Source organism: Bacillus sp. Marseille-P3661 (assembly GCF_900240995.1).
GTDB lineage: Bacteria > Bacillota > Bacilli > Bacillales > Bacillaceae_J > OESV01.
Genome location: NZ_LT965954.1, coordinates 745,764 through 766,373 on the forward strand (window position 1 = coordinate 745,764; position 20,610 = coordinate 766,373).

A 20,610-nucleotide genomic window follows, 5' to 3' on the forward strand; every position below is an offset into this window, starting at 1 on the left:
GGTTTTATATTGTCAAAATCATACCAATGCGTAGGTGTTTTATGTACTTAATAAAGGGACTAATTATGATAATTCTTATTCTGACTCTTTCTTCATGTTCTTTATCAATAATTAAGCATGAGGAAAGTAAGGTGACGGCACTGTCCAGTAAAAGGTCAACCAATATACAAGAAAAACAAAAAGTTTCTAGTGAATTTTTCTTTAGGGAATTATATATTGTTGCGCTAGGCGATTCATTAACTGCTGGAGTAGGTGACGTTTCTAATAATAAAGGATATTTAGCCCATATTAAACAGAAATTAAACGCAAACCCACTTGTCGATTCGCAAATAGTTAATTATGGGATTAGCGGATACAATACAACTGATTTGTTAAATAAAATAAAAACAGCTGAGGTTTTAAACGATCTGAAAAAAGCAGAGATTATACTCTTAACGATTGGTGGAAATGACCTTTTAAAAACAGCAGTTGATAACTTCCCGTATTTTTCTGTCGATGTTTTTACAAAACCAAGGCAGGAATATGAAGAAAATCTTCAGTCTATTATTAATTTTATTCGTACCCATAATACGGAGTCTCATATTATATTAGTGGGGCTTTATAATCCTTTCTATAAATGGTTTAATAATGTTCCTGAGGTAAACGACATTATTAACGGATGGAATCAAAGTAGTGAAAAAATATTAGCAGCTTATGATAACACCCATTTGGTTAAAATTGATGATCTGTTTCTCAACCGTCAGACTGAACTTTTATTTGATGATCAATTTCACCCCAATCATACAGGTTACCAATTGATTAGTGAGCGTGTTTATGAGGTTCTACGTGCAGAGTTTTATCTCCAATAAGATTGCAGCATGCTGGTCCGTGGAGGTCAATTAATAATGAATAAATGGAAACTTCTTTTTTTTATTTTATTAAGCGTGAATTTAATCTTCCTCACTTTAATCTTTTATGTAATATATAAACCACAGCAAAATATAGAAAAACTACACTCTGTAAACTTTAATAATGAACAAAAGCTTCAATTTTTGGTCCAGACCAATAAATACACTTTAAACAATTATATCAATGAATATATTAATAAGAATTCAAGTAAGCCACCCTACACCTATAGAGTGTTACTTGAAGATGATGTAAAATTATCAGGACATATGGAAATTTTCACAAATAAAGTTGAGTACTTATTAACCTTTGACCCACAAGTAACTAGAGATGGTAACCTACTTCTTCGTCAAAAACAAATTTCATTAGGCAGACTAGAGCTCCCAGCCCCTTTTGTATTAAGTTATATCGAAAAATATTACCAGCTCCCTGATTGGGTTTCTATTTATCCAAATGAAAAAACAATTCATCTTAAAATAACAGACCTTACATTTGCTCAGAAATATAAACTTATTATGAAAGAATTTAATTTAAAAAAAAATGAAATAGTCTTCAATTTATCAACAGTAGAGTAACCTTTACGATTTTTCTGCAACGTAAAAATGCTCAGCACTATTTCTGAGCATTTTTCTCCCGTGATAAGAAAGTGAATTTTTCTCTATACATTTCTACTTTTTATTTTAAGTTAATGTGAATTTTTATTCCCTATTTCTTTTAATAGTTCACAAATATTTAACAAAGTCGTGATATAATTATGACAAATATAGTACAATTTTATAAAACTGGAGGGGATCGCAATGTTTCGTGTTGGCGCATCCATAATTCTTGGTTTAATTTTATTTTTATTTGAGGCGTATATTGTTATGAAGTTAAAAAATCATAATGCCGCATACCTAGGAGACATCAATCAATTTATTAGTTTATGGGCAGTTAATTTCTTCTTTGTTTATACAATACTTACAGATGTAAAAAATAGTTGGGAGAGCAGACGCAGCGTTCAAAACTAATATCATAATCTCTACATATTAAAAGCCCTTGCTATGCCAAAGGCTTTTTATTTTTCCTATTCGATTCTAAATTGTCGGTCCTAAACTCACTTCTTTTTAAGAAAATGTTCAATTAATTGATTTAATCTTTCTAATTGAAAAGCATATTCATATATAGTGGACCCCACAATAACAAGGCGTAATTTATCACTACCACTTTTAGATGTATCCATTACCTTTTCGAGGAACGCCCTGCTTTCAGTTGTTACATTGTCCAACCGGTGTTCATCCACCTTTATCTTACCATCATACTTTAATAAGAAATGCTCGTGACATTTTATCAAATACTCTAAGTGGGCATCAAAAAGTTGATTTTCCAACTCCGACGATTTGCTTTGAAAATAGTGTTCATCAATTATTTTAAGAACATCTGCACCCAGTTGCAGTGATTTCAGCATTTGCTTAAAAACGATTATCTCTCGTTGATCTACAGGCTTTAGTTTCGCCAACTTTTCTCGTTCTTCATCAAACATCTTAAATTGTTCTTTTAGCTTATCCATATCTCTTTCTAACTTTACTAATTGCTCTTGAAAAAGCTTTTCTTTCATTTCATTTGAGATGGATGTTCGGATAAGTAACGACATATTATCAAATACTACCCTACTTTGATCTAAATAGTTATTTCTATGTGTAGGTGGATAAATTAGGATATTAACTAAAAATGCTGAGGTCATCCCGATTAATATAATCAAAAATCGGTTAAACGTATATATCCCAAGGTCACCATCTCCCGGAGCACTCATAATCGCTAATACGGTAACAAGACTTAATGAAATAGTTCGTTCCATTTTTAGTTTTAAACTAATTAATATAACAACAATTAATACAACACCAATCGAAAAAGGGTTACTGCCAAAATAATAAACTGCTGCTAAGGCAATAAGTGCCCCTAGTGTATTAGTTTTAAGTTGATCTATTACCTGTTGCCACGTCCGATATACAGAAGGCTGAATCGTTACTATAGCTGCTACTCCAGCAAAAACAGCTGGTTCAAGGCTTAATAATGAACAAATATATAATGCCAATGTTACTGAAATACCCGTTTTTATAACACGTGGACCTAACGTCACGTTATCCCCCCCTTGCCTTACTCAACTTTATTATATACATATCCATCAGATTACATCTTACACAAAACTCATTTCTTTTTATAGTAGTTGAAGGTAAATTTTACCCTTTGGAAGTTCGGAATTTCTTTCGATTCTTCGGAGATTCTATAACTGTGCGTCAAGAAAGGTGGCACATTTTATGAATATTCTAAGGAGGCTTAAAATGGGGATACTGAGTGGAAATCCTAAAGATGAACCGATGCATTATGGTGAGGTGTTTGGGGCATGGTCATATTTAAATGTAGCTCAAGCAGCTGTGGCAGGTTTGCAAGTAATGTTAAACCACACTGGAGATGAAGACCTCTATAGATTAATTGAAGAGGCTATTCAAAACAGCAAACAAGAAGCTAAACAAATCGAAGAACTCCTTAAGGAAAATGGGGTAGCATTACCTCCTGCACCACCTGAACGTGCAGAGGCATGTTTAGAAGATATTCCAGCCGGAGCAAGGATTCAAGATCCAGAAGTTTCAGCAAGCATTTCAAAGGATCTTGCAGCCGGCTTAGTGGCCTGCAGTCATATCATTGGTCAATGTACACGTGAAGATATTGCCATGATGTTCGGTCAATTTCATAATCAAAAAATGGCATTAGCCGGAAAATTTTTACGCTTAAATAAAGAAAAAGGTTGGTTGGTAGTTCCGCCACTCCATCATCATAAAAAAGAATGTTAACTACCACTGTACGTATTTCCAAATATTTGGTGTAAATCTAAATTAGAAAAGGAGCTAACCGCCCGTTTGGGGTTATGCTCCTATTTATATTCTTCCAAAAGTATAATCGTTTTGAATATATTTATTAATAAATTCTATTATTCGTTCTTCATATACTTCTTTCTGATGCTTATAATTACGGATGTGCCCTCCTTTTTTTGTTATCCAAAGTTCTGCGTTCGGGGCGTTGCTATAGATAAGTTCGCTTTCTTTATAGGAAATAGCTCCATCCTTTTTACTATGAATCAATAATAAGCCTTTACTTTCGTATGCTTTAGCAGCAATATATGGTTTTACATCAGCCAAGTTAAGTTCTACAAATATATTCTGAGCAATGTTAATCATATATTTCCCAAACGGACTTGGCAGACCTGTCCAATAAGAGAAACGTTCAACGGTATACTTTTCTAAATCCGCGAACGGGCTATCTGCAATTACAACCTTCACGTCATCGGACTCACTTCCAACAATAATTGATGTTGCAGCACCCATTGACCAGCCAATTAAAGCTATATCGTGTATGCCTTTTTCTTTTTTTACATAATTAATTGCAGATAATAAATCTGTCTTTTCTTTCCTACCAATCGTCGTAATACTTCCTCCAGATTCACCACTGTTCCTAAAATCATACATTAATACATGAAAGCCTTCTGTCGAAAGCCGTTTCGCTAATTTTAGAGTTTCAATTGGCATTGCCTCGCGATTATCACCATAGCTATGTGAAAAAATAACAGCCTTTTGGGAGATGAAATCATACTTTGTACTCGGTATCCACCACCCTTTTAATTCAACACCATCGTAGATATTATTAAAACTAGCATTCTCATATTGTAAATGGTATTCAGAAGGTAGTCTCATAATGGCTAATTTCATCGGGTTCATAACTTTATAACCAACATAAACCGTAATACTTGTTAACACTATTATACCGACTAGCCCCAGAAATACCGTATTGACAAAAAAGTTCTTCATTTGGTCTTTTGTTAAGATTAGTATGGGTCTCATCGTCATTCACCATATTCTAGGTTAATTGTAATAATATTATAATAACTATATATAAAATGTTACCATAGAATTAGGAACTTTACTTAATCCAATTTATTGCATTCACAAAAAAATCAGATATAAAGCTACTGGTAAATGGCGGAAACCAATCTCGTTATACTATATTAAGACACTCTAGCAAAATTTTAGCTTTTTCTCTTGAAAAATTAAAGAAGATCCTTTTTTTTAGTAACGAGATCTGAACCTATTAATATGGAGTAATTGAAAAACAGTATCTGCCTTAGCTCAAAAAAAGCCAATATAGCTAACTGTACATAGAACACCACAATAATAAATCATAACCTTTTTTTCAATTATTTTATCAATGACATTAACAAAACTATGCCACTCATTTGTTTTTTTCTCTAGGATTTCCTTACAGCTGCCATGATTTTATAATATTTACCCGCAGGTCCTTTAGCCTGACCGTGCCAATACGATTCAATATACTGTTGTTTTTCCAGTTTATGTAGTGCTGGAAGAAAAATCTTATAAAAATAAGTAGACATAATTAATTTTTAGAAAGTTCATCAATCTAAAAATCTTTTGCGGATTTCAGGCGAAGGAACCAGGCAGCTCATCTTTTTGCCAAACCACTTATAACGGTTCTTAGCAAAAAGATCATAAAGAATGTCACGAATCCTAGCTGGTATTAGAACAAATACAAATAGAAATCTCCAGGGAAACTTTAATTTCCGCGAAATTCGCAAAGCTGCAGTTGATTTCAAATAATAGCGGCCATCTTCTATTAATATTAAGCTATCGACATTCGACGGTATTCGATAAGCCCTTAATAATTCATCAGCGTATTTTCCTTGCAATGATGCAAATTTAAAATATCCACTACTTTCCGTTTTTAAGATAAATTGAACGCTTTGATCACAAAAGTTGCAGTCCCCATCAAACAAAATTACAGCATTCAAACAACCACTCCTTTTAACAGCATTAATTTGATGGCTGATTCCTTTTAACTTTTCTAACTAACATAAAAATAATGAAAATCGTGGCCAATATGATCAAAGTATATAATCCGTAACGATATACTATTTCCCCAATTTCATGAATATGTTCTCCAAACCAAAATCCTAAAGAATAATATATAGTCGTCCATACAAGAGCGTTTGTATATGAATATAATGCAAATTTTCGGTATGAAAAATTATCAGTACCAAGAATAAACGGAATTAGATGACGAACAGTTGGCAGATAATAACTGATTACTAATGAAAAAGCACCATGCTTCCTAATCATTTCTTTAGCTTTCAGAATTTTTTCTGATTTAAACCTCCCTTTCTTTACTTTATTTTCGAACCTTCCGAGGAAGAAGAGTGTTGTAAGGCTTGAGATTACTCCTAAATACGTAACTATAAAAGTAAAAAATGGTTCTAAAAGACTTCGACTTCCGATTAAGCCACTTGTCATCACAATAACCTCATTAGGAACAGGAAAGCCAAAAAAGCCAATCCACAATATTATATAAAGAGCAAAATAACCATATTCCCGTATATAAGGCAGTAATGTACTAATATCCATAATAAGTTACTGTCTCCTTATAAAAAAGTATTTTAATATGTAGAGATAATTAAGGCCCTACATTCTCATTTCTTAGTTAATAATTCATCTTTTATGTTAAAATATCACAATTAAGCAAGTCTTGTGCATAATGTTTTTTCAAGCAATAGAAAGAAAACACCATTACAACTTAGCGATGCTGCTCGAAACCAATTGTACATAGCTTTTTTTTCCAATAATATACCTATACTTCATTTTATTACGGCATAGCTTTTTCTACAAATAAAATAAATTACATTCTTTTTTTAACTGTGACTTTCATTGAAAAAACTCAGCCAATCATGGCTGAGTAGGAAACTTATACTGAGCTTAATTTACTTTTTAAAATATCATATACAATTTGGACGGGCTCTCTTGAATCAATAAAAAGATGATACTGATCTAGGTTTGCATAATACTTAACTAATTTGCTTTTCTCTTCAAAAAAGCTGCGAATTTCACTTCCTAATTCGGTTAATTTTTTAACTGAAGTACCTAAATGTATAACAATGCCTAAAGAGCTTAGTTGCTGTAAATTAATTTCTTCTTGTCCTGGGAGAGCGTGATAGATAAAGATAGGTTTTCTTTTAAACAAACACTCACTTAAGGTAACACCACCTGGTTTTGTTACAATTGCATCAACTTGATCATATAGCATATTCATTTTATCTCTTGAGTCAATATATTCTAATGGGGTAATGTAACTATTTCTTAAACTCTTGAGTTTCCGATATAAGAGACGATTTTTTCCACAAAGAACATAATAATGTATATTATCTGCCCCAATTTTATCAATTAGTGTTTCTAGCTTACCCACTCCTAAATTCCCGCCAGTAATTAGGATATTTAGCTTAGCTGATACTCTTTCCACATTTGATAGGCCCTTTTGTTTCTTTATTTTAGTATGTATTGGGATCCCCGTAACAAAAATTCGTTTAGGATCTACCCCCCTACACAATAAGTATTGTTTCATTTCGTTTGATGGTACGAAGTGATATTCAATATGTGAAGTTCCCCAAAATTGATGGATAAAATAATCGGTGTAAATATTAATAACCGGTATGCTTAATTGTTCTTTTTGCTTTAGAAGATTTAATAAATACGCTGGCAATGCATGTGTACATACAATTAAATCAGGACTTTTTTGAGTGATTAACTTTTTCATAAATTTCAAGAACAAACATTCATAAAGTCGATAACGTTTATTTTTGTCTATATTATTATAAACTTGATTTTTATATATCCAGTGATAAATGGCAGGTAAGGTTTTAATCCATTTTAAATAAAAGGCTGAAACAAACTTTTCGAAATTTCCATAACTATACGATAGAATTTCCACTTTCTCACAATTCAAATTTGGTTCGATTTCATATAATCCCTCCATTATGGACTCTGCTACTTTATGGTGACCAGAAGGGATCTGTAAAAAGGGTAGAAACAAAACTTTACTTTTTAAGGCCTTATCCATATAGCACCTCACTTTTGACATTAATTCCATGATTTACATTCCTAGTTAACACACGATTTACTGTATAATTTCCTATAGGAAGGAGCGATGCATTTGGACTCTCTTTTAGTATTCATCTTGATAATCTGCACTTTTTTCTTTGTGAAAAGAGCATACAATAATACAAAAGAAATCGCTATAAATAAAATAACTATTAATGAACAAGAGCAACCCTCGCCAGGCGCTTTTTTAAATATCTTACATCTATCTGATCTACATCTTGAAAATATATCAGTTACTCCTGATGAACTGTATGAAAAATTAAAGTCAGAATCTATAGACCTAATTGCTCTAACAGGAGATTTTCTTGATCGCAAACGCACAATCCCCAAGCTTGAACCGTTTTTAAATGCACTCAATAAACTCCATCCAAAATACGGGATATATGTAGTATTCGGAAATCATGATTATGTTCTAAAAGGAAAAAATTTCAAAAGGTTAAAAGATACCCTTGAAAACCACGGATGCATAGTACTTCAAAACCAAAATTGTTCGATAAATGTACATGGTAAACAGGTTAATATAATTGGTATAGATGATTTTAGCACCAACCGAAGTAATTTAATTGATTCTTATAAAAATATAAAGCAAGGAATTAATTTAGTGTTGACACATGATCCAAATATTGTGTTGCATATGAGAAACTATCATTTTGATTATCTTCTTGCTGGACACTTTCATGGGGGACAAATATGCTATCCTAAAGCTTACCATTTAGTTAAAATGGGTAAATTAGCAAGAATGAATGTAATAAAAGGGCTACATCATCAGGATGAAAAACCATTCTATATCAGCGAAGGGTTAGGACAAACTGGCGTAAATATCCGTGTAGGCAGTAGACCAGAAATTACAATTCACCATTTGGCCCTTACTAATAACAACAAGGTTTCCCATGCAATTTAGATGAAAGGCTGTTAACAGTTGTTAACAGCCTTTTTAACCAACTATAATGTTTCCACAGAGACTAAATTTTAATTCTATACATATTAAATAATTTTGGCTTTGACATAAATAAGTAGCATGGTGCATGGTGTTTTTTAAAATTATTAAATGTTGCTAATTTTGGCGTAGATAAGAGAAATATAGGTAAAGAACTGAGCCATTTAAATCTTTTATAAATTGGGTTCGAAATGTCAACTATTTCAAATCCCAATCTGTTTGCAACTCGGTTCAATGAGGTAATACCAATAATACCTTTAATTTGATCACATTCAGGCTGTCGTTGTATATATGAAATAAGGTCAGGCAGTGAAGACTTCACATATTGATATATAACCTTACCTCGCTTTAATTCGTTAACAATTGGTGTGATTTCCTTTAAAACCCTCACATTATGCAAATGGATTTTAACCAAAATATCATTCTTTTTAATTTCAGTTCCATCTGAAAGAACGACTTTTTTGCCTTTATATCGAGTTAATCTAACTCGCAAAATATTTTTGTGATCATCGTTTAAAACATTTAAATATGTGAGACGTGTACAGCGGTAATATAATGGGTCTAACAAGTTCCAGACCCCAATTAACAGACTTCTCATATGCCCATTTCCTTTTTCAAATAATAATGTCCTATATAATATATTTTGCTATTAATAAAACACAATTATGAATGGAAAAGATTTAATACCTTAAATGCATAGAGCTTCAATACTTTGACAGTAATTTATTTCAATTCAAAAAAAAAGTCTCTTCTAACTTTTATATAAGCTAGAAAGAGACTTTTTAAATTCGGCTTTTTTAAGACAAAGCATCCGTGTGTATCACAATTATTTCAAGTCATGCGCCTGCGTTTTTGTATCGTTTCGTTATATTTAAGTCTTTATGTCCCGCTAATTGAGCAACAACAGATATGTCTAAACCTTTCTCAATTAGATCTCTACAAAAAGTGTGCCGCAATTTATGTGGATTAATATTGTATTTTTCAAGCATATATTGCACTGACCGTATTGTGATCCGACTATTTTGTTTAGACATAAACAATGGGCCTTGTTGATCCTTAACAGTCTCTACGTAACGTCTAATATGCAACAATGCAACTTGTGGGATAGGAATGATTCGTTCTCGGTCATCTTTAATTGCTTTAATTGTAACAGTACCCTTTTGTCCACTAATATTTAAATCCTCAACATTCAAGTTACAAAGTTCAGAAATTCGAATGCCCGTATATAATAACATGTGAACAATTGCAATGTTACGAAGGTCTTTATCTTCTTCAACTTCATTAAGAAGACTAGCTCTTTCTTCTTCATTTAAAAACTCTGGAACAGTTTGATAAATATTTTTCTCTTTTTCTTTTACCTTTATAGCTTCAACCAATTCAGGTTTATTTAGAAAATAGGCAAAAACCCGGATCGATGCATATATTTTATCAATTGTAGTTGCACTTTTCCCCTGTAATTCAAGAGTATCCATGTATTGTTGTATATCCTGCTGCTGTACATCCATAAGATTTCTACCATTTTCTTCCAACCAAACATTAAATTTTTTTAATACACTTTTGTATGTCTTGATTGTATTAATAGATTTTTCATGCTTATGAAGCCATTTCTCAAAAGAATTGATTTGATCAGCAGACAAATTCAAGGCTTATCCCTCCAATTAATGGGGTCTTTACCTGCAATTATACACTGTTTGTTCGTAGAAGTAAAACAATATTACTTCAATCCTTCTATATGTGTTTTACAACACAAAAAAGTTGACTCCCGCACTATGTACAGGAGCCCTACGTTATTAGATTTAATTTCTGCATTATTTATCAAAAGTTATTTCAACTTCTCAATACCGATATTGAGGTATGCAATTAAAATTGTAATTATTGGCGATAAATATAAGAAAAATGCATATGGAGTGTAATCTAATACAGGCACGCCTAGGGTAGTTGCAAAAAAGGCACCACTCACACCCCATGGTATTAATGGATTTACTAATGTTCCCGCATCCTCCAAGGTTCTTGATAAATTTTTAGGATGCAGCTTAAATTTCTCAAATAAATCTTTAAAAGTTTGACCAGGTAATAATATAGACAAGTATTGTTCGCCTGTTAATAAATTAACTCCTATAGATGATGCTGCTGTTACTGCAACTAAGTCTCCATTTCGTTTTAGACGTTTAGCCAAGCCGCTAATAATAACTTCAAAGAGACCCATTGCTTGAATAATGCCACCTAGTGCTAATGCAATCATAACTAAGGAAATCGACCACATCATCGATTGTAATCCTCCACGGTTTACAATGCCGTCGACAATCGTATTACCAGTTTCAATGGAAAATCCTCCTTGCAATGTTGAATACCAATGAACCGCTGTAAGATCGGCTTGTGTAATAGAGCCTGTAAAAATCGCAGATAAAATACCGATAATTAATGTTGGAATTGTTGGGAATCTTTTAAATGCAAGGATCATTACAATCAGCGGCGATAGAAGTGTCCACACACTTAAATTAAAATATTGATTAAGTGTTTCACTGGCCTTTGCAATATTATCTAAACTATGAGCATTTTGGTCACTAAAACCATAAAAACATAAAATAATAATCGTAATAATCAAACCAGGGATCGTTGTCCAAAACATATGCCTAATATGGGAGAAAATATCGACTGAAACTACACCTGGAGCAAAGTTAGTTGTATCAGATAACGGAGACATTTTATCACCGAAACAAGCTCCAGATATAATAGCTCCGGCAGCGATTGCGGGATTTACACCTAGACCAACCCCTACCCCCATTAAAGCAACTCCTATTGTCCCAATAGTGGTAAAAGAACTACCTGTAAAAGTCGAAACTAATATAGTTATAAAAAGTGCACTTAGAAAATACCATTGCGGGGAAATAAACCGGAAGCCATAGTCCAAAAGCGTTGGTACTGTTCCGCTTTGCATCCAAGCAGCAATTACAACTCCTACCAAAGCTAATATAATAATCGGTTTAATACCCATTGCTATTCCGTTTATTAAACCTCTTTCCACAACATCCCATGAATATCCTAGTATCTTGGAAATGACGACCAAAACTACGACGGCTGAAAGGAGTGGAATATGGGGTTCTACTTTTAATACGAATATCCCAATAAATATAACTATTAGCAGTCCTATAAAAATTAGGGCTGTTTTTGTCGCGCTAGGTTGACTTTTCATGTATAGCTTCCTCTCATGTCTATGCAAAGTTGTCTTAATTAAAACCACACTTTAGTACTTTTACGCTTTTTCTCGTTAAAGTAATATGCTAACAAAACTTATTTTATTTTCTAAAACCAACTTAGTCAATGGTTTCTAGATTATTTTAACTATTTTTATTATTCCAAAATAAAGTAGACAGACCTTTCATTTACAAAATAAAAAGCGCCTACTGAATAGACACTTTTTAAGAGACCCAACTTAAATACTTTTTAACAGCAATTTCTTTAATAACGGAAACATTACATCCGGTAAATCATTTATCTGCGGAACTAAAATACTATACTTTCCATATATGTTTTGAATAGTTCTTTGTTGACTCTCTGAAATTTCACCATTTGCAAGGAATACATTAATAACTTCAATTCCCTTTTTACGACATTCAACGACAGCTTCATGTGTATCTACAATGCCTTTTTGATCGTAATTAAAAGCAGCAGGCTCTCCATCTGAAAAAACAAGTAAGAACTTCTGTTTTTCCTGTCTTCGCCAAAGCTTTTGTGCAACAACACGAATCGCAAATCCGTCTCGATTGTCTTCCTCTGGCTGCAATTGCATAATTGTTGCTCCAACATTATGGTCTCGATAGGTCCCAAAGTCGATCACTGGCTGAAAATAATTAGGCTGTTTTAATGCGGTTGTTTCGCCTGTATCTTCCCAAAAGCCTACAATATTATGTGGTACTCCAAGTGACCTCAATGTTTCATGGAATAAGATAATCCCCAGTTTTGTCTGATCCATTTTGTCATACATGGATGCGGAACAATCAACTAATAATGTGAATGCTGCATCAATCTCGGGCGATGGCTGGTTTTTTTTATGAAATAATCGTGGATTTTCATCTGTAATGAGTCGAACTAGTTTTTTATTTATTCGACCAAAATGAAGATCAGTTCGTGGCCGTATTTTTTTATGTTCGAGTGTCTTTTCAATCATTTGCTTTAATTTTTTCTGGTATGGAATTATTAATAATCTTTCCTCATTATATTGTTGAACATCGACCATTGAAGGTTTTTTGGGCTGAATAAATAATGGAATTGCATGCTTATTTTCTTTTCCGTATTGTTCACTTCCACGGCCTTTTTTCTCTTCTTTTCTTTTTGATTCCGTAGTATCAAGCTTTGAATAATCTTTTTTGGCTGTTTCCTTCGATGATCCTTGAACAACCCCCAATGCTTGATCACCATCTTCCCCTTCACGAACACCTTCGCCTAGTAAATCTGTTTGTGTTCCTTGTTCTAATTCAAATTGCAGAAAACTTTTCGTTGGTTCCTCAGTTTCCTGGTGCCATGTAGGTAATTTATCTTCATGGAGGTCCTCATCACCCTGTGACGTCTTTTCCGCTACATCATTATTTTTCAAAGCATTTTTACGTAATAAATCATCAATTGTTAGTTCATCAATACTTTCTGCAATTGGTTCCGGTAATAAAAAGTATAAGTTTAACATGTCCTTTTCAAGAACCTCTTCCAAAACATCCGAGATCGTCCAAATAATCCTCGAAATATCACTTGTGTTTTTCGAATCAAAAACCTTAGTAGCCTCTGTCTGTAAAAATGGAATTACTAAATCTATTCGATGATGTATTGAAGGGAGTTCATAAAGTGGTGAATTAGCTGTTAACACTAAATAAATAGCATTAAATAGTGCATCTGTTACTATACTCTGGACAATATTCACATTTAATTGACTAGTAAAGTATCGGCGATGAACATCCCTTCTAATTTGAAATGCCTTTTCTGTTCCTGGTCTTTCATTTATAATCAGGTCTTCTATCCTTAAGTCCTCTAGCAAAGCAAACAGCTGCTTTAAGAAACTTGAAATAGTCGAGTCCTCAATTTCTATATTAAACCTTTCTATCACCTTAAAATCAGTAAATTGCGTGCCACCTAAGCTACGTAAGTAGACGTCCGTAAATAAGCCATACCTTTTTTCCATTTGTGAATAATCGTCCCAAAAGCGGCTTACAACGATTTTTCTTTTATTGAAATCAAAGTACGACTTATATCCATACTCCACTTCTATGTCGCTATTTTTTGCTAGTGTTTGGCCTACATCCGACAATTCCATAAATAAAAAGGAATCCACTTGATCTTCATTAAACTTTATATGTTTCATCGAAACATCCCTTAACTAAATAAAGTTTCAGCGATATTTTGAATCGCGGCTTTTTCTAATTTTTCTTCGAGTTTTTCAATAATCCCTCTTTGGATAGCACGTAAAGGTGGCATAAATTTTGCAAGGTCACATGTATCTAACAAAGCACGAATTGAAGCAGCTTCTTCAGAGATTTGTCCATTCCTAGCCTGAATAATTAAATCGCCTGAAAAAGTAATAAATTTATTAATAAGTGTTTCATCATCTAGACTAGATTGTTCTATAATAACTTTCTTTAAGTGCTCACCTTGTATATAAGGAACGTCAATAATGACAAAGCGATTTTTTAATGCCTCATTTAATGGCACCGTACCAACATACCCTTCATTTATTGCAGCAATAACTGAGAAATCCTTTTCAGCAACCACAACTTCACCTGTAAAGGGATTAGACACCATTCTACGATAATCGAGGACACCGTTTAAGATCGGTAGTGTTTCAGGCTTAGCCATATTAATTTCATCAATATATAGAAGATGTCCTTTTTTCATAGCTTTGATAACTGGTCCTGGTACAAATTCAATACTTGTACGATTGTCTTCATTTGCTATGGTCTTAAAACCTAATAGGCTTTCGGCATCTAGATCAACCGAACAATTTATACTGTGCATCGGTTGTGAAAACAAAAATGATAATGTTTCTGCTAATTTAGTTTTACCAGATCCTGTTGGCCCTTTCAGCAATATATTTTTCCCTAGCGCTAACGCAATTAATGCATCATAGATGATGCTATCATCCTGGGGCATATAGCCACCTCGACCAATTAAATCTGATTCAGATTCAACAAAATGCTCTTTCCGCTTTTGAATTTTTTCTTTTATTTCAGTTGGTAGATTAAGTAACTCAAGATTCATAGTAGTATCCTTTCTTCCATATTAATAACAACTTCACATTTTACTATAATAACATCTTAAACATCTTAGAAACTAATTATGGATAGACATTGTTTATTATCCTAACCTAAAAAATACGATAAAATATAAATAAAAAATAGCAGACCATTCACGCTGTTTTTTAGTCCGCTATTTTCTATAGTAATATTAATCTATATTAGGATAGTCCTAATTGAGTTTTACAATAAGCGTCGAGCATCGTTTCTTCATCTTCATCTAATGCAAAATCGATATAACGGTCAGAGCCTTTCTCGTATAGATGATACGATGAAATTCCTGCACCCTTTTCATCAACAGCATAAATTAGTTTTATATAAATGCCTTTTTCCGAGAATAACTCATCATCCTCTGGTATTTCAATATCAATAATAAATTCATATCGCTCCCCGGAAAGAATACCAAATGGGTCTTCTAATGTCTCAACAGTATGATTTGTTATATTCATGTTCCTTCTCCCTTCAACATTACCTATCATCATTTTGACTTACTTACTAGAACATTAAACTAAATTTAAAAAAATTTATTCATTATAATCAAGTCCCAAGCAATATACGCAATAATATATCCTAACGAGAAGTTTACTTCAAGTACTTTATAGGTTGGTACTAAAGTTTGAAAAATAGCCGTGGGATCTTTCTATTATTTTATATACAACCTTTCCTTCTGCTAAAAAAATAAGATGGTAATTTCCAAAGTAAAAATGCTATGATTTGTTAAATTTTTAACATAGATTTAATGCAAATCACTTTACCTCGGACTAACGAAAATCGTATAATTAATCCTAATGTTTAATATTAAACACACTTATAGGAGGAGCTTATGAAAAAGACATTTTTATCATTATTTTCAATTATTTTTATTCTAATGCTTGTTGCATGTGGTGGTGACACTGATAATGCAGATGATTCTACAGCAACTGAACCTGCACCTGAAACAAAATCAGAGTCACAAGTATTTAAAATTGGTGCCATACCTGACCAAGATGTCTCTGAATTAAATCGAAAGTTTGGACAAATGGCTGAATATCTAAGTGAACAAACAGGATTAGAGGTTGAATATGTACCATCTGTAGATTATGCAGCATTAGTTACAGCTTTTGAACGCGGTGAAATACATTTAGGTTGGTTTGGTGGATTAACCGGTGTACAAGTAAGGAATCTAGTTCCTGAAGCTGAAGCAATTGCTCAAAGACCAAGAGATGCTGAGTTCCATTCAGTTTTTATTGCTCAAAAAGAACTTGGACTTCAAGCGTTGGAAGACTTAAAAGGCCATAGCTTTACGTTTGGTAGCGAAAGTTCGACATCAGGGCATTTAATGCCTAGATTTTATTTAATGGAAGCGGGTATCAACGCGGAAGAGGCATTTGATGGCATGCCAAACTATTCAGGGTCGCATGATCAAACCTATAAATTAGTTGAATCAGGTGCGTTTCAAGCAGGTGCACTGAATGAAGCTGTTTGGGCAAGTGCTGTTGAAGAAGGTAAAGTAGATACAAATTTAGTAGACGTATTTTATACAACTCCAGCTTACTTTGATTATAATTGGACTATTAACAAAGTGGATGAAACATTCGGTGAAGGTACTAAAGAAAAAGTAATTGCAGCTTTATTATCTATGAATGATGAACAAAAAGAACTGCTAGATTTATTCCAAACAGATAAATTTGTCGAAACTAATAATGATAATTATTCTGCAATTGAAGACGTTGCTAAACAACTTGGTATTATACGATAGTAGGTGGAAGAAATGAAGTCTTCATTACAACAATTAACACTAAATAACATAGAGAAATTTTATGGGGAGAGTAAAGCACTATCTTCCCTTTCTCTTTTTATTCAAAAAGGTGAAAAAATCGCATTAATTGGTCCCAGCGGTGCAGGTAAATCAACATTACTAAACATCCTGGCAACTATTATTAAGCCTGATCATGGAGAGCTCTTAATTGACGGTATTCCAGCAAAACAATTTAAAGCTGGAAAACGGCTATCTAGAAAAATTGGTATCATTCGTCAACAATTCGACCTAGTTCCTTCATTACCAGTGATTCACAACGTTCTGGCCGGACGACTAGGTGAATGGGGTTTCTTCAAGTCAATGCTGTCTTTCTTTATACCACAGGATAAGCAATTAGCAGTTTCTGCCCTTGAACGTGTTGGCTTAGCTGATAAATTATATGAAAAAACAGCTAACCTCTCAGGTGGACAACAACAGCGTGTGGCACTTGCACGGTTACTAGTACAACACCCAGGGATCATACTAGCAGATGAACCTGTGTCCTCACTTGATCCGGCACGGGCAGATGATATTATTTCCATACTTGTTTCATTAGTTGAAGAAGAAAATCAAACATTGATTACAAGTCTTCATTCGGTTGACTTAGCAATAAAATATTTTGATCGAATCATTGCATTACGAGAAGGCAAAGTATTCTTTGATCTACCAACCAAAGAAGTCTCGGAACAGATGCTAACAGATCTTTATTATTTAACGGAGTTGAACGACGATGCAGAAAAATCCTCATCTCCATAAAAAATCAATCCTAACAGTTGTTATGCTGCTTGTATTTATCTGGAGTTTATTTTCAGTTCAGTGGGGATCGGATTTAGTTCATTCTGGCGGGAAAGTAATGATACTTCAAATTATTGAAGGTTTTTTCACACCCAACTTATCTCCAGAAATATTAAAACTAGCAATCGTAGCCTCTTGGAGAACATTTGCTTATGCTGTAACAGGAATGTCATTAGCAATCATTTTAGCTATCATTTTTGGTGTTTTAGCTTCTGGTGTTTTATCAACTAATAAATATAGTAAATCTTCAACTATGGTTGCTTTCCGTGGAGTACTAGGTTTTATGCGTGCAATTCATGAACTAGTTTGGGCGTGGTTATTCGTAGCAGCAATTGGGTTATCTCCTTATGCTGCCATCTTTGCTATTGCTATTCCATATGGCGGTATTTTAGGCCGGATTTTTGCTGATATGTTAAATGATGTTCGCTCCGAACCAATAGCTGCCTTGAAATCAAGTGGTGCATCAAAATTACAACTACTAATGTACGGTTATTTCCCCCTTGCAGCGGCTGACATGATTAGTTATACGATGTATCGGTTTGAATGTTCAATACGTTCATCAGCAATTATGAGCTTTATCGGATTAGGTGGACTCGGATATCAAATTAACCTATCTCTAGCAGACTTAAAATATGATGAAGTATGGACGTTTATCTTCTTTTTACTTGCCCTCGTCTTATTAGTCGACTTATGGAGTCAAGTACTACGAAAGAGGCTGGTATAATGAAAAAAACAACTCAAACACCTTATAAAAAGCCAAAGTTTGGTTTTGTGAAATTTTCATTCTTTTTTACGATTTTTATTATTATTTCTTCGTGGGTATTTGTTATTAGAGGTGAAGGTGCAAATCTCATTGAGATTTTTTCCGAAAAGAATTTCTATCATACTCAAAAATTTTTAAGTGGGCTTGTTGGTGTTAATGAGGAAACACCTGCATTTTTAGATTCTACTAGTTGGAAAAATGCACTAATGCTCACATTTGAAACATTACAAATGAGTATTATGGCGATTGGTTTCTCAACCATTGTAATGATAATTACAGTTATACCAGCAGCCGGTAATGTTGCTAATGGATCCTTAACCCTAACAAAACGATGGTATAGTAAAATAATCTACTCTTTGATTAGAATTTCCTATGTCTTTTCTAGAGCTGTTCCAGAGCTAATATGGGCGATGATCATTATCTTCATTTTCAAGCCTGGCGTACTGCCTGGAGCGATTGCTTTAGCACTACACAACTTTGGGATTTTAGGCAAGCTATGTGCAGAAGTAATCGAGGATATAGATGCTCGCCCTATCCGAAGCTTAGCTTCTTCAGGAGCAAGCAAAAGCCAAATGTTTATTTATGGTGTACTACCTACTGTTATGCCGAAATTTATCACTTACATTTTATATAGATGGGAAGTTATTATTAGAACGACGATAGTAGTCGGATTTGTAGGTGCAGGGGGCTTAGGACATGAATTTAAACTAAGCATGAGCTGGTTCCATTACTCAGAAATAACGTTATTTTTGATATGTTACGTATTTTTAGTCGGATTAGTAGATTTAATATCTGAAGGAATACGAAGATTTATTCAATAGTATCAATAATTAAAAGGTCTCATTTACGTTATCACGTAAAAATTTAGGAAATAACTTAAATAGTTATTTCCTAATATAAACAGTGTCTCCTGTTTTATATAAATAGAACTATGCTGTAAAACTATAAAAGTTTTATCATTAATTGTAAAAAAATTTCAAAATATTTCGACATCTAGGTGTTTTTTTATTTACTTTTTAGTAGAAAAATTGGTAAAATAAGTATGGTATAGATAAGCAAACTTATTATGGAGTGTATCGGATGCTAACAATCGAAGAAAAGATTTCTATCTTTATAGATGAACATATTAATGATTTTGTAGACGGGTGGAAGGATCAAATCTTAACTTCCGACCCCGAGTTTCAAGAAACAATAATTAACTATGGGATCACTATGTATCATATTATGAAAGATTATATATGTTCTTCTACTCCTACTAAACAAGAAGTTGATCTGAAAAAATTTGCTAATAATGTAGCTAAGGAATTAGTTTCAACAAATAAGGAACTTGGAAGTCTTGTTTATAATGTAAATTTAAGTCGTACAGAGGTTTTTAAGCATCTAAGTAATTTAAATATTTCGATTGAGGAATTACAAGAAAGTATCAATAAAATTAATACATGTTTTGATCAATTCCTTTATTATGCAGTATGCGAATATACAACCCTAATGAATGCCATTATCGAAGAAAAAAATAGATTCATAGCTCAGTCACATAAAGATCGACTAACGATTCTAGGGCAGATGACTTCAAGCTTTGTACATGAATGTAAAAATCCACTTACAGCTGTAATCGGATTTATTCAACTACTAAAATCTGAATATCCAACATTGCCATACATAAGTGTTTTACAAAGAGAACTTGATCAACTTAATTCAAGAATTTCACAATTTTTACTACTTTCTAAAAACAAAACAAACAAAAACGTTGAGTCATTTCTTATGACTGATTTAATTGAGGAAACAAAGGATTTTATATACCCGCGCACTGTTGACAAAGGGATTGACTTAGTAGTTAGTGCTGAAGGAATGGAATATACCGGTTATCGTGATGAACTTAAACAAGTTCTTGTCAATATTATCTTTAATTCCATCGAAGCATTAGATCAGTCGAAAGAATTAAGAAAGCAAATTACTGTTTCACTAACAAAATCGATAGACAAAATATTTATTCATATATCAAATAACGGTCCAAAAATACCAGATGAAAGCTTAGCATCTATATTTGAGCCTTTTGTTACAACAAAAAACACAGGCACAGGATTAGGTTTATTCGTTTGTAAACAAATTATTGAAAAGCATTCCGGTCATTTACATTGCCGTTCTAATGATGAAATGACAACGTTTACAATTGAGTTGCCGGAATTGAAAAGCTAATTGAGGTT

Annotated in this window: 21 protein-coding genes; 10 read left to right on the plus strand and 11 right to left on the minus strand. The window is 33.2% G+C overall.

Annotated features, from left to right (window positions below):
• Positions 1 to 65: 65 nt before the first annotated feature.
• The 3 genes from C1724_RS14775 to C1724_RS14785 all read left to right on the plus strand — a co-directional run bounded on the left by C1724_RS14775 (position 66) and on the right by C1724_RS14785 (position 1,892).
• Complete coding sequence (locus tag C1724_RS14775; protein ID WP_180994284.1) at positions 66 to 848, plus strand: GDSL-type esterase/lipase family protein; 783 nt, start codon at positions 66 to 68, stop codon at positions 846 to 848.
• A gap of 36 nt (positions 849 to 884) precedes the next feature.
• On the plus strand, positions 885 to 1,460 hold the full coding sequence (locus C1724_RS14780) for a YpmS family protein (RefSeq protein WP_180994285.1): 576 nt from the start codon (positions 885 to 887) through the stop codon (positions 1,458 to 1,460).
• Positions 1,461 to 1,682: 222 nt separating this feature from the next.
• On the plus strand, positions 1,683 to 1,892 hold the full coding sequence (locus tag C1724_RS14785) for a hypothetical protein (RefSeq protein WP_102347495.1): 210 nt from the start codon (positions 1,683 to 1,685) through the stop codon (positions 1,890 to 1,892).
• 86 nt (positions 1,893 to 1,978) lie between these two features.
• Here C1724_RS14785 and C1724_RS14790 read toward each other — a convergent pair whose 3' ends face one another.
• Entirely contained in the window at positions 1,979 to 3,001 is a 1,023-nt protein-coding gene (locus C1724_RS14790; protein ID WP_102347496.1) for an FUSC family protein, read from the minus strand.
• Positions 3,002 to 3,203: 202 nt separating this feature from the next.
• Between C1724_RS14790 and C1724_RS14795 the strand changes: the two genes are divergently transcribed.
• Entirely contained in the window at positions 3,204 to 3,713 is a 510-nt protein-coding gene (locus C1724_RS14795; RefSeq protein ID WP_102347497.1) for a DUF3231 family protein, read from the plus strand.
• A gap of 84 nt (positions 3,714 to 3,797) precedes the next feature.
• Here C1724_RS14795 and C1724_RS14800 read toward each other — a convergent pair whose 3' ends face one another.
• From C1724_RS14800 to C1724_RS14820, 4 genes are all read right to left on the minus strand, one after another.
• Positions 3,798 to 4,757 (minus strand): alpha/beta hydrolase, encoded by a 960-nt coding sequence (locus C1724_RS14800; RefSeq protein WP_102347498.1) that lies wholly within the window; start codon positions 4,755 to 4,757, stop codon positions 3,798 to 3,800.
• Positions 4,758 to 5,326: 569 nt separating this feature from the next.
• Positions 5,327 to 5,719, minus strand: a complete 393-nt coding sequence (locus C1724_RS14810; RefSeq protein WP_102347500.1) for a thiol-disulfide oxidoreductase DCC family protein — start codon at positions 5,717 to 5,719, stop codon at positions 5,327 to 5,329.
• A gap of 22 nt (positions 5,720 to 5,741) precedes the next feature.
• Positions 5,742 to 6,329, minus strand: coding sequence for a DedA family protein (locus C1724_RS14815; protein WP_102347501.1), 588 nt, complete (start codon positions 6,327 to 6,329; stop codon positions 5,742 to 5,744).
• Between the two features lie 337 nt (positions 6,330 to 6,666).
• Positions 6,667 to 7,815: an MGDG synthase family glycosyltransferase gene (locus C1724_RS14820; RefSeq protein ID WP_102347502.1), complete on the minus strand. Its 1,149-nt coding sequence runs from the start codon at positions 7,813 to 7,815 to the stop codon at positions 6,667 to 6,669.
• Between the two features lie 93 nt (positions 7,816 to 7,908).
• Here C1724_RS14820 and C1724_RS14825 point away from each other — a divergent pair, with 93 nt between their 5' ends.
• Positions 7,909 to 8,757 (plus strand): metallophosphoesterase, encoded by an 849-nt coding sequence (locus C1724_RS14825; RefSeq protein WP_102347950.1) that lies wholly within the window; start codon positions 7,909 to 7,911, stop codon positions 8,755 to 8,757.
• A gap of 61 nt (positions 8,758 to 8,818) precedes the next feature.
• On the opposite strand, the gene C1724_RS14830 is transcribed toward C1724_RS14825, so the two are convergent.
• The 6 genes from C1724_RS14830 to C1724_RS14855 all read right to left on the minus strand — a co-directional run bounded on the left by C1724_RS14830 (position 8,819) and on the right by C1724_RS14855 (position 15,520).
• Positions 8,819 to 9,391, minus strand: a complete 573-nt coding sequence (locus C1724_RS14830) for a YkoP family protein (RefSeq protein WP_102347503.1) — start codon at positions 9,389 to 9,391, stop codon at positions 8,819 to 8,821.
• Between the two features lie 238 nt (positions 9,392 to 9,629).
• Positions 9,630 to 10,436, minus strand: a complete 807-nt coding sequence (locus C1724_RS14835; RefSeq protein WP_102347504.1) for a tyrosine-type recombinase/integrase — start codon at positions 10,434 to 10,436, stop codon at positions 9,630 to 9,632.
• Positions 10,437 to 10,615: 179 nt separating this feature from the next.
• On the minus strand, positions 10,616 to 11,986 hold the full coding sequence (gene nhaC / locus C1724_RS14840) for a Na+/H+ antiporter NhaC (RefSeq protein ID WP_102347505.1): 1,371 nt from the start codon (positions 11,984 to 11,986) through the stop codon (positions 10,616 to 10,618).
• A gap of 240 nt (positions 11,987 to 12,226) precedes the next feature.
• A complete protein-coding gene (locus C1724_RS14845) occupies positions 12,227 to 14,143 on the minus strand; it encodes a vWA domain-containing protein (RefSeq protein WP_102347506.1) in 1,917 nt (638 codons plus the stop codon).
• Positions 14,144 to 14,154: 11 nt separating this feature from the next.
• Positions 14,155 to 15,036: an ATP-binding protein gene (locus C1724_RS14850; protein WP_102347507.1), complete on the minus strand. Its 882-nt coding sequence runs from the start codon at positions 15,034 to 15,036 to the stop codon at positions 14,155 to 14,157.
• A 196-nt stretch (positions 15,037 to 15,232) separates the two neighbouring features.
• On the minus strand, positions 15,233 to 15,520 hold the full coding sequence (locus tag C1724_RS14855; protein WP_102347508.1) for a DUF6509 family protein: 288 nt from the start codon (positions 15,518 to 15,520) through the stop codon (positions 15,233 to 15,235).
• 374 nt (positions 15,521 to 15,894) lie between these two features.
• Here C1724_RS14855 and C1724_RS14860 point away from each other — a divergent pair, with 374 nt between their 5' ends.
• From C1724_RS14860 to C1724_RS14880, 5 genes are all read left to right on the plus strand, one after another.
• Positions 15,895 to 16,809, plus strand: coding sequence for a putative selenate ABC transporter substrate-binding protein (locus C1724_RS14860; protein ID WP_102347509.1), 915 nt, complete (start codon positions 15,895 to 15,897; stop codon positions 16,807 to 16,809).
• 12 nt (positions 16,810 to 16,821) lie between these two features.
• Positions 16,822 to 17,604: a phosphonate ABC transporter ATP-binding protein gene (locus C1724_RS14865; RefSeq protein WP_102347510.1), complete on the plus strand. Its 783-nt coding sequence runs from the start codon at positions 16,822 to 16,824 to the stop codon at positions 17,602 to 17,604.
• Positions 17,579 to 18,367 (plus strand): PhnE/PtxC family ABC transporter permease, encoded by a 789-nt coding sequence (locus C1724_RS26125; RefSeq protein ID WP_102347511.1) that lies wholly within the window; start codon positions 17,579 to 17,581, stop codon positions 18,365 to 18,367. Before C1724_RS14865 ends, C1724_RS26125 begins: the two co-directional genes overlap by 26 nt.
• Positions 18,367 to 19,227, plus strand: a complete 861-nt coding sequence (locus C1724_RS26130) for a PhnE/PtxC family ABC transporter permease (protein ID WP_102347512.1) — start codon at positions 18,367 to 18,369, stop codon at positions 19,225 to 19,227. Before C1724_RS26125 ends, C1724_RS26130 begins: the two co-directional genes overlap by 1 nt.
• Before the next feature lie 259 nt (positions 19,228 to 19,486).
• Entirely contained in the window at positions 19,487 to 20,602 is a 1,116-nt protein-coding gene (locus C1724_RS14880; RefSeq protein ID WP_102347513.1) for a histidine kinase N-terminal domain-containing protein, read from the plus strand.
• Positions 20,603 to 20,610: the final 8 nt, after the last annotated feature.

What these genes read in the sequence shown, in the direction of transcription:
- nhaC (WP_102347505.1), bottom strand. Translation starts at nt 11,986, where the DNA reads ATGAAAAGTCAACCTAGCGCGACAAAAACAGCCCTAATTTTTATAGGA.
- C1724_RS14775 (WP_180994284.1), top strand. Translation starts at nt 66, where the DNA reads ATGATAATTCTTATTCTGACTCTTTCTTCATGTTCTTTATCAATAATT.
- C1724_RS14855 (WP_102347508.1), bottom strand. Translation starts at nt 15,520, where the DNA reads ATGAATATAACAAATCATACTGTTGAGACATTAGAAGACCCATTTGGT.
- C1724_RS26130 (WP_102347512.1), top strand. Translation starts at nt 18,367, where the DNA reads ATGAAAAAAACAACTCAAACACCTTATAAAAAGCCAAAGTTTGGTTTT.
- C1724_RS14830 (WP_102347503.1), bottom strand. Translation starts at nt 9,391, where the DNA reads ATGAGAAGTCTGTTAATTGGGGTCTGGAACTTGTTAGACCCATTATAT.
- C1724_RS14820 (WP_102347502.1), bottom strand. Translation starts at nt 7,815, where the DNA reads ATGGATAAGGCCTTAAAAAGTAAAGTTTTGTTTCTACCCTTTTTACAG.
- C1724_RS26125 (WP_102347511.1), top strand. Translation starts at nt 17,579, where the DNA reads ATGCAGAAAAATCCTCATCTCCATAAAAAATCAATCCTAACAGTTGTT.
- C1724_RS14850 (WP_102347507.1), bottom strand. Translation starts at nt 15,036, where the DNA reads ATGAATCTTGAGTTACTTAATCTACCAACTGAAATAAAAGAAAAAATT.
- C1724_RS14785 (WP_102347495.1), top strand. Translation starts at nt 1,683, where the DNA reads ATGTTTCGTGTTGGCGCATCCATAATTCTTGGTTTAATTTTATTTTTA.
- C1724_RS14865 (WP_102347510.1), top strand. Translation starts at nt 16,822, where the DNA reads ATGAAGTCTTCATTACAACAATTAACACTAAATAACATAGAGAAATTT.
- C1724_RS14880 (WP_102347513.1), top strand. Translation starts at nt 19,487, where the DNA reads ATGCTAACAATCGAAGAAAAGATTTCTATCTTTATAGATGAACATATT.
- C1724_RS14795 (WP_102347497.1), top strand. Translation starts at nt 3,204, where the DNA reads ATGGGGATACTGAGTGGAAATCCTAAAGATGAACCGATGCATTATGGT.
- C1724_RS14780 (WP_180994285.1), top strand. Translation starts at nt 885, where the DNA reads ATGAATAAATGGAAACTTCTTTTTTTTATTTTATTAAGCGTGAATTTA.
- C1724_RS14800 (WP_102347498.1), bottom strand. Translation starts at nt 4,757, where the DNA reads ATGAGACCCATACTAATCTTAACAAAAGACCAAATGAAGAACTTTTTT.
- C1724_RS14845 (WP_102347506.1), bottom strand. Translation starts at nt 14,143, where the DNA reads ATGAAACATATAAAGTTTAATGAAGATCAAGTGGATTCCTTTTTATTT.
- C1724_RS14815 (WP_102347501.1), bottom strand. Translation starts at nt 6,329, where the DNA reads ATGGATATTAGTACATTACTGCCTTATATACGGGAATATGGTTATTTT.
- C1724_RS14860 (WP_102347509.1), top strand. Translation starts at nt 15,895, where the DNA reads ATGAAAAAGACATTTTTATCATTATTTTCAATTATTTTTATTCTAATG.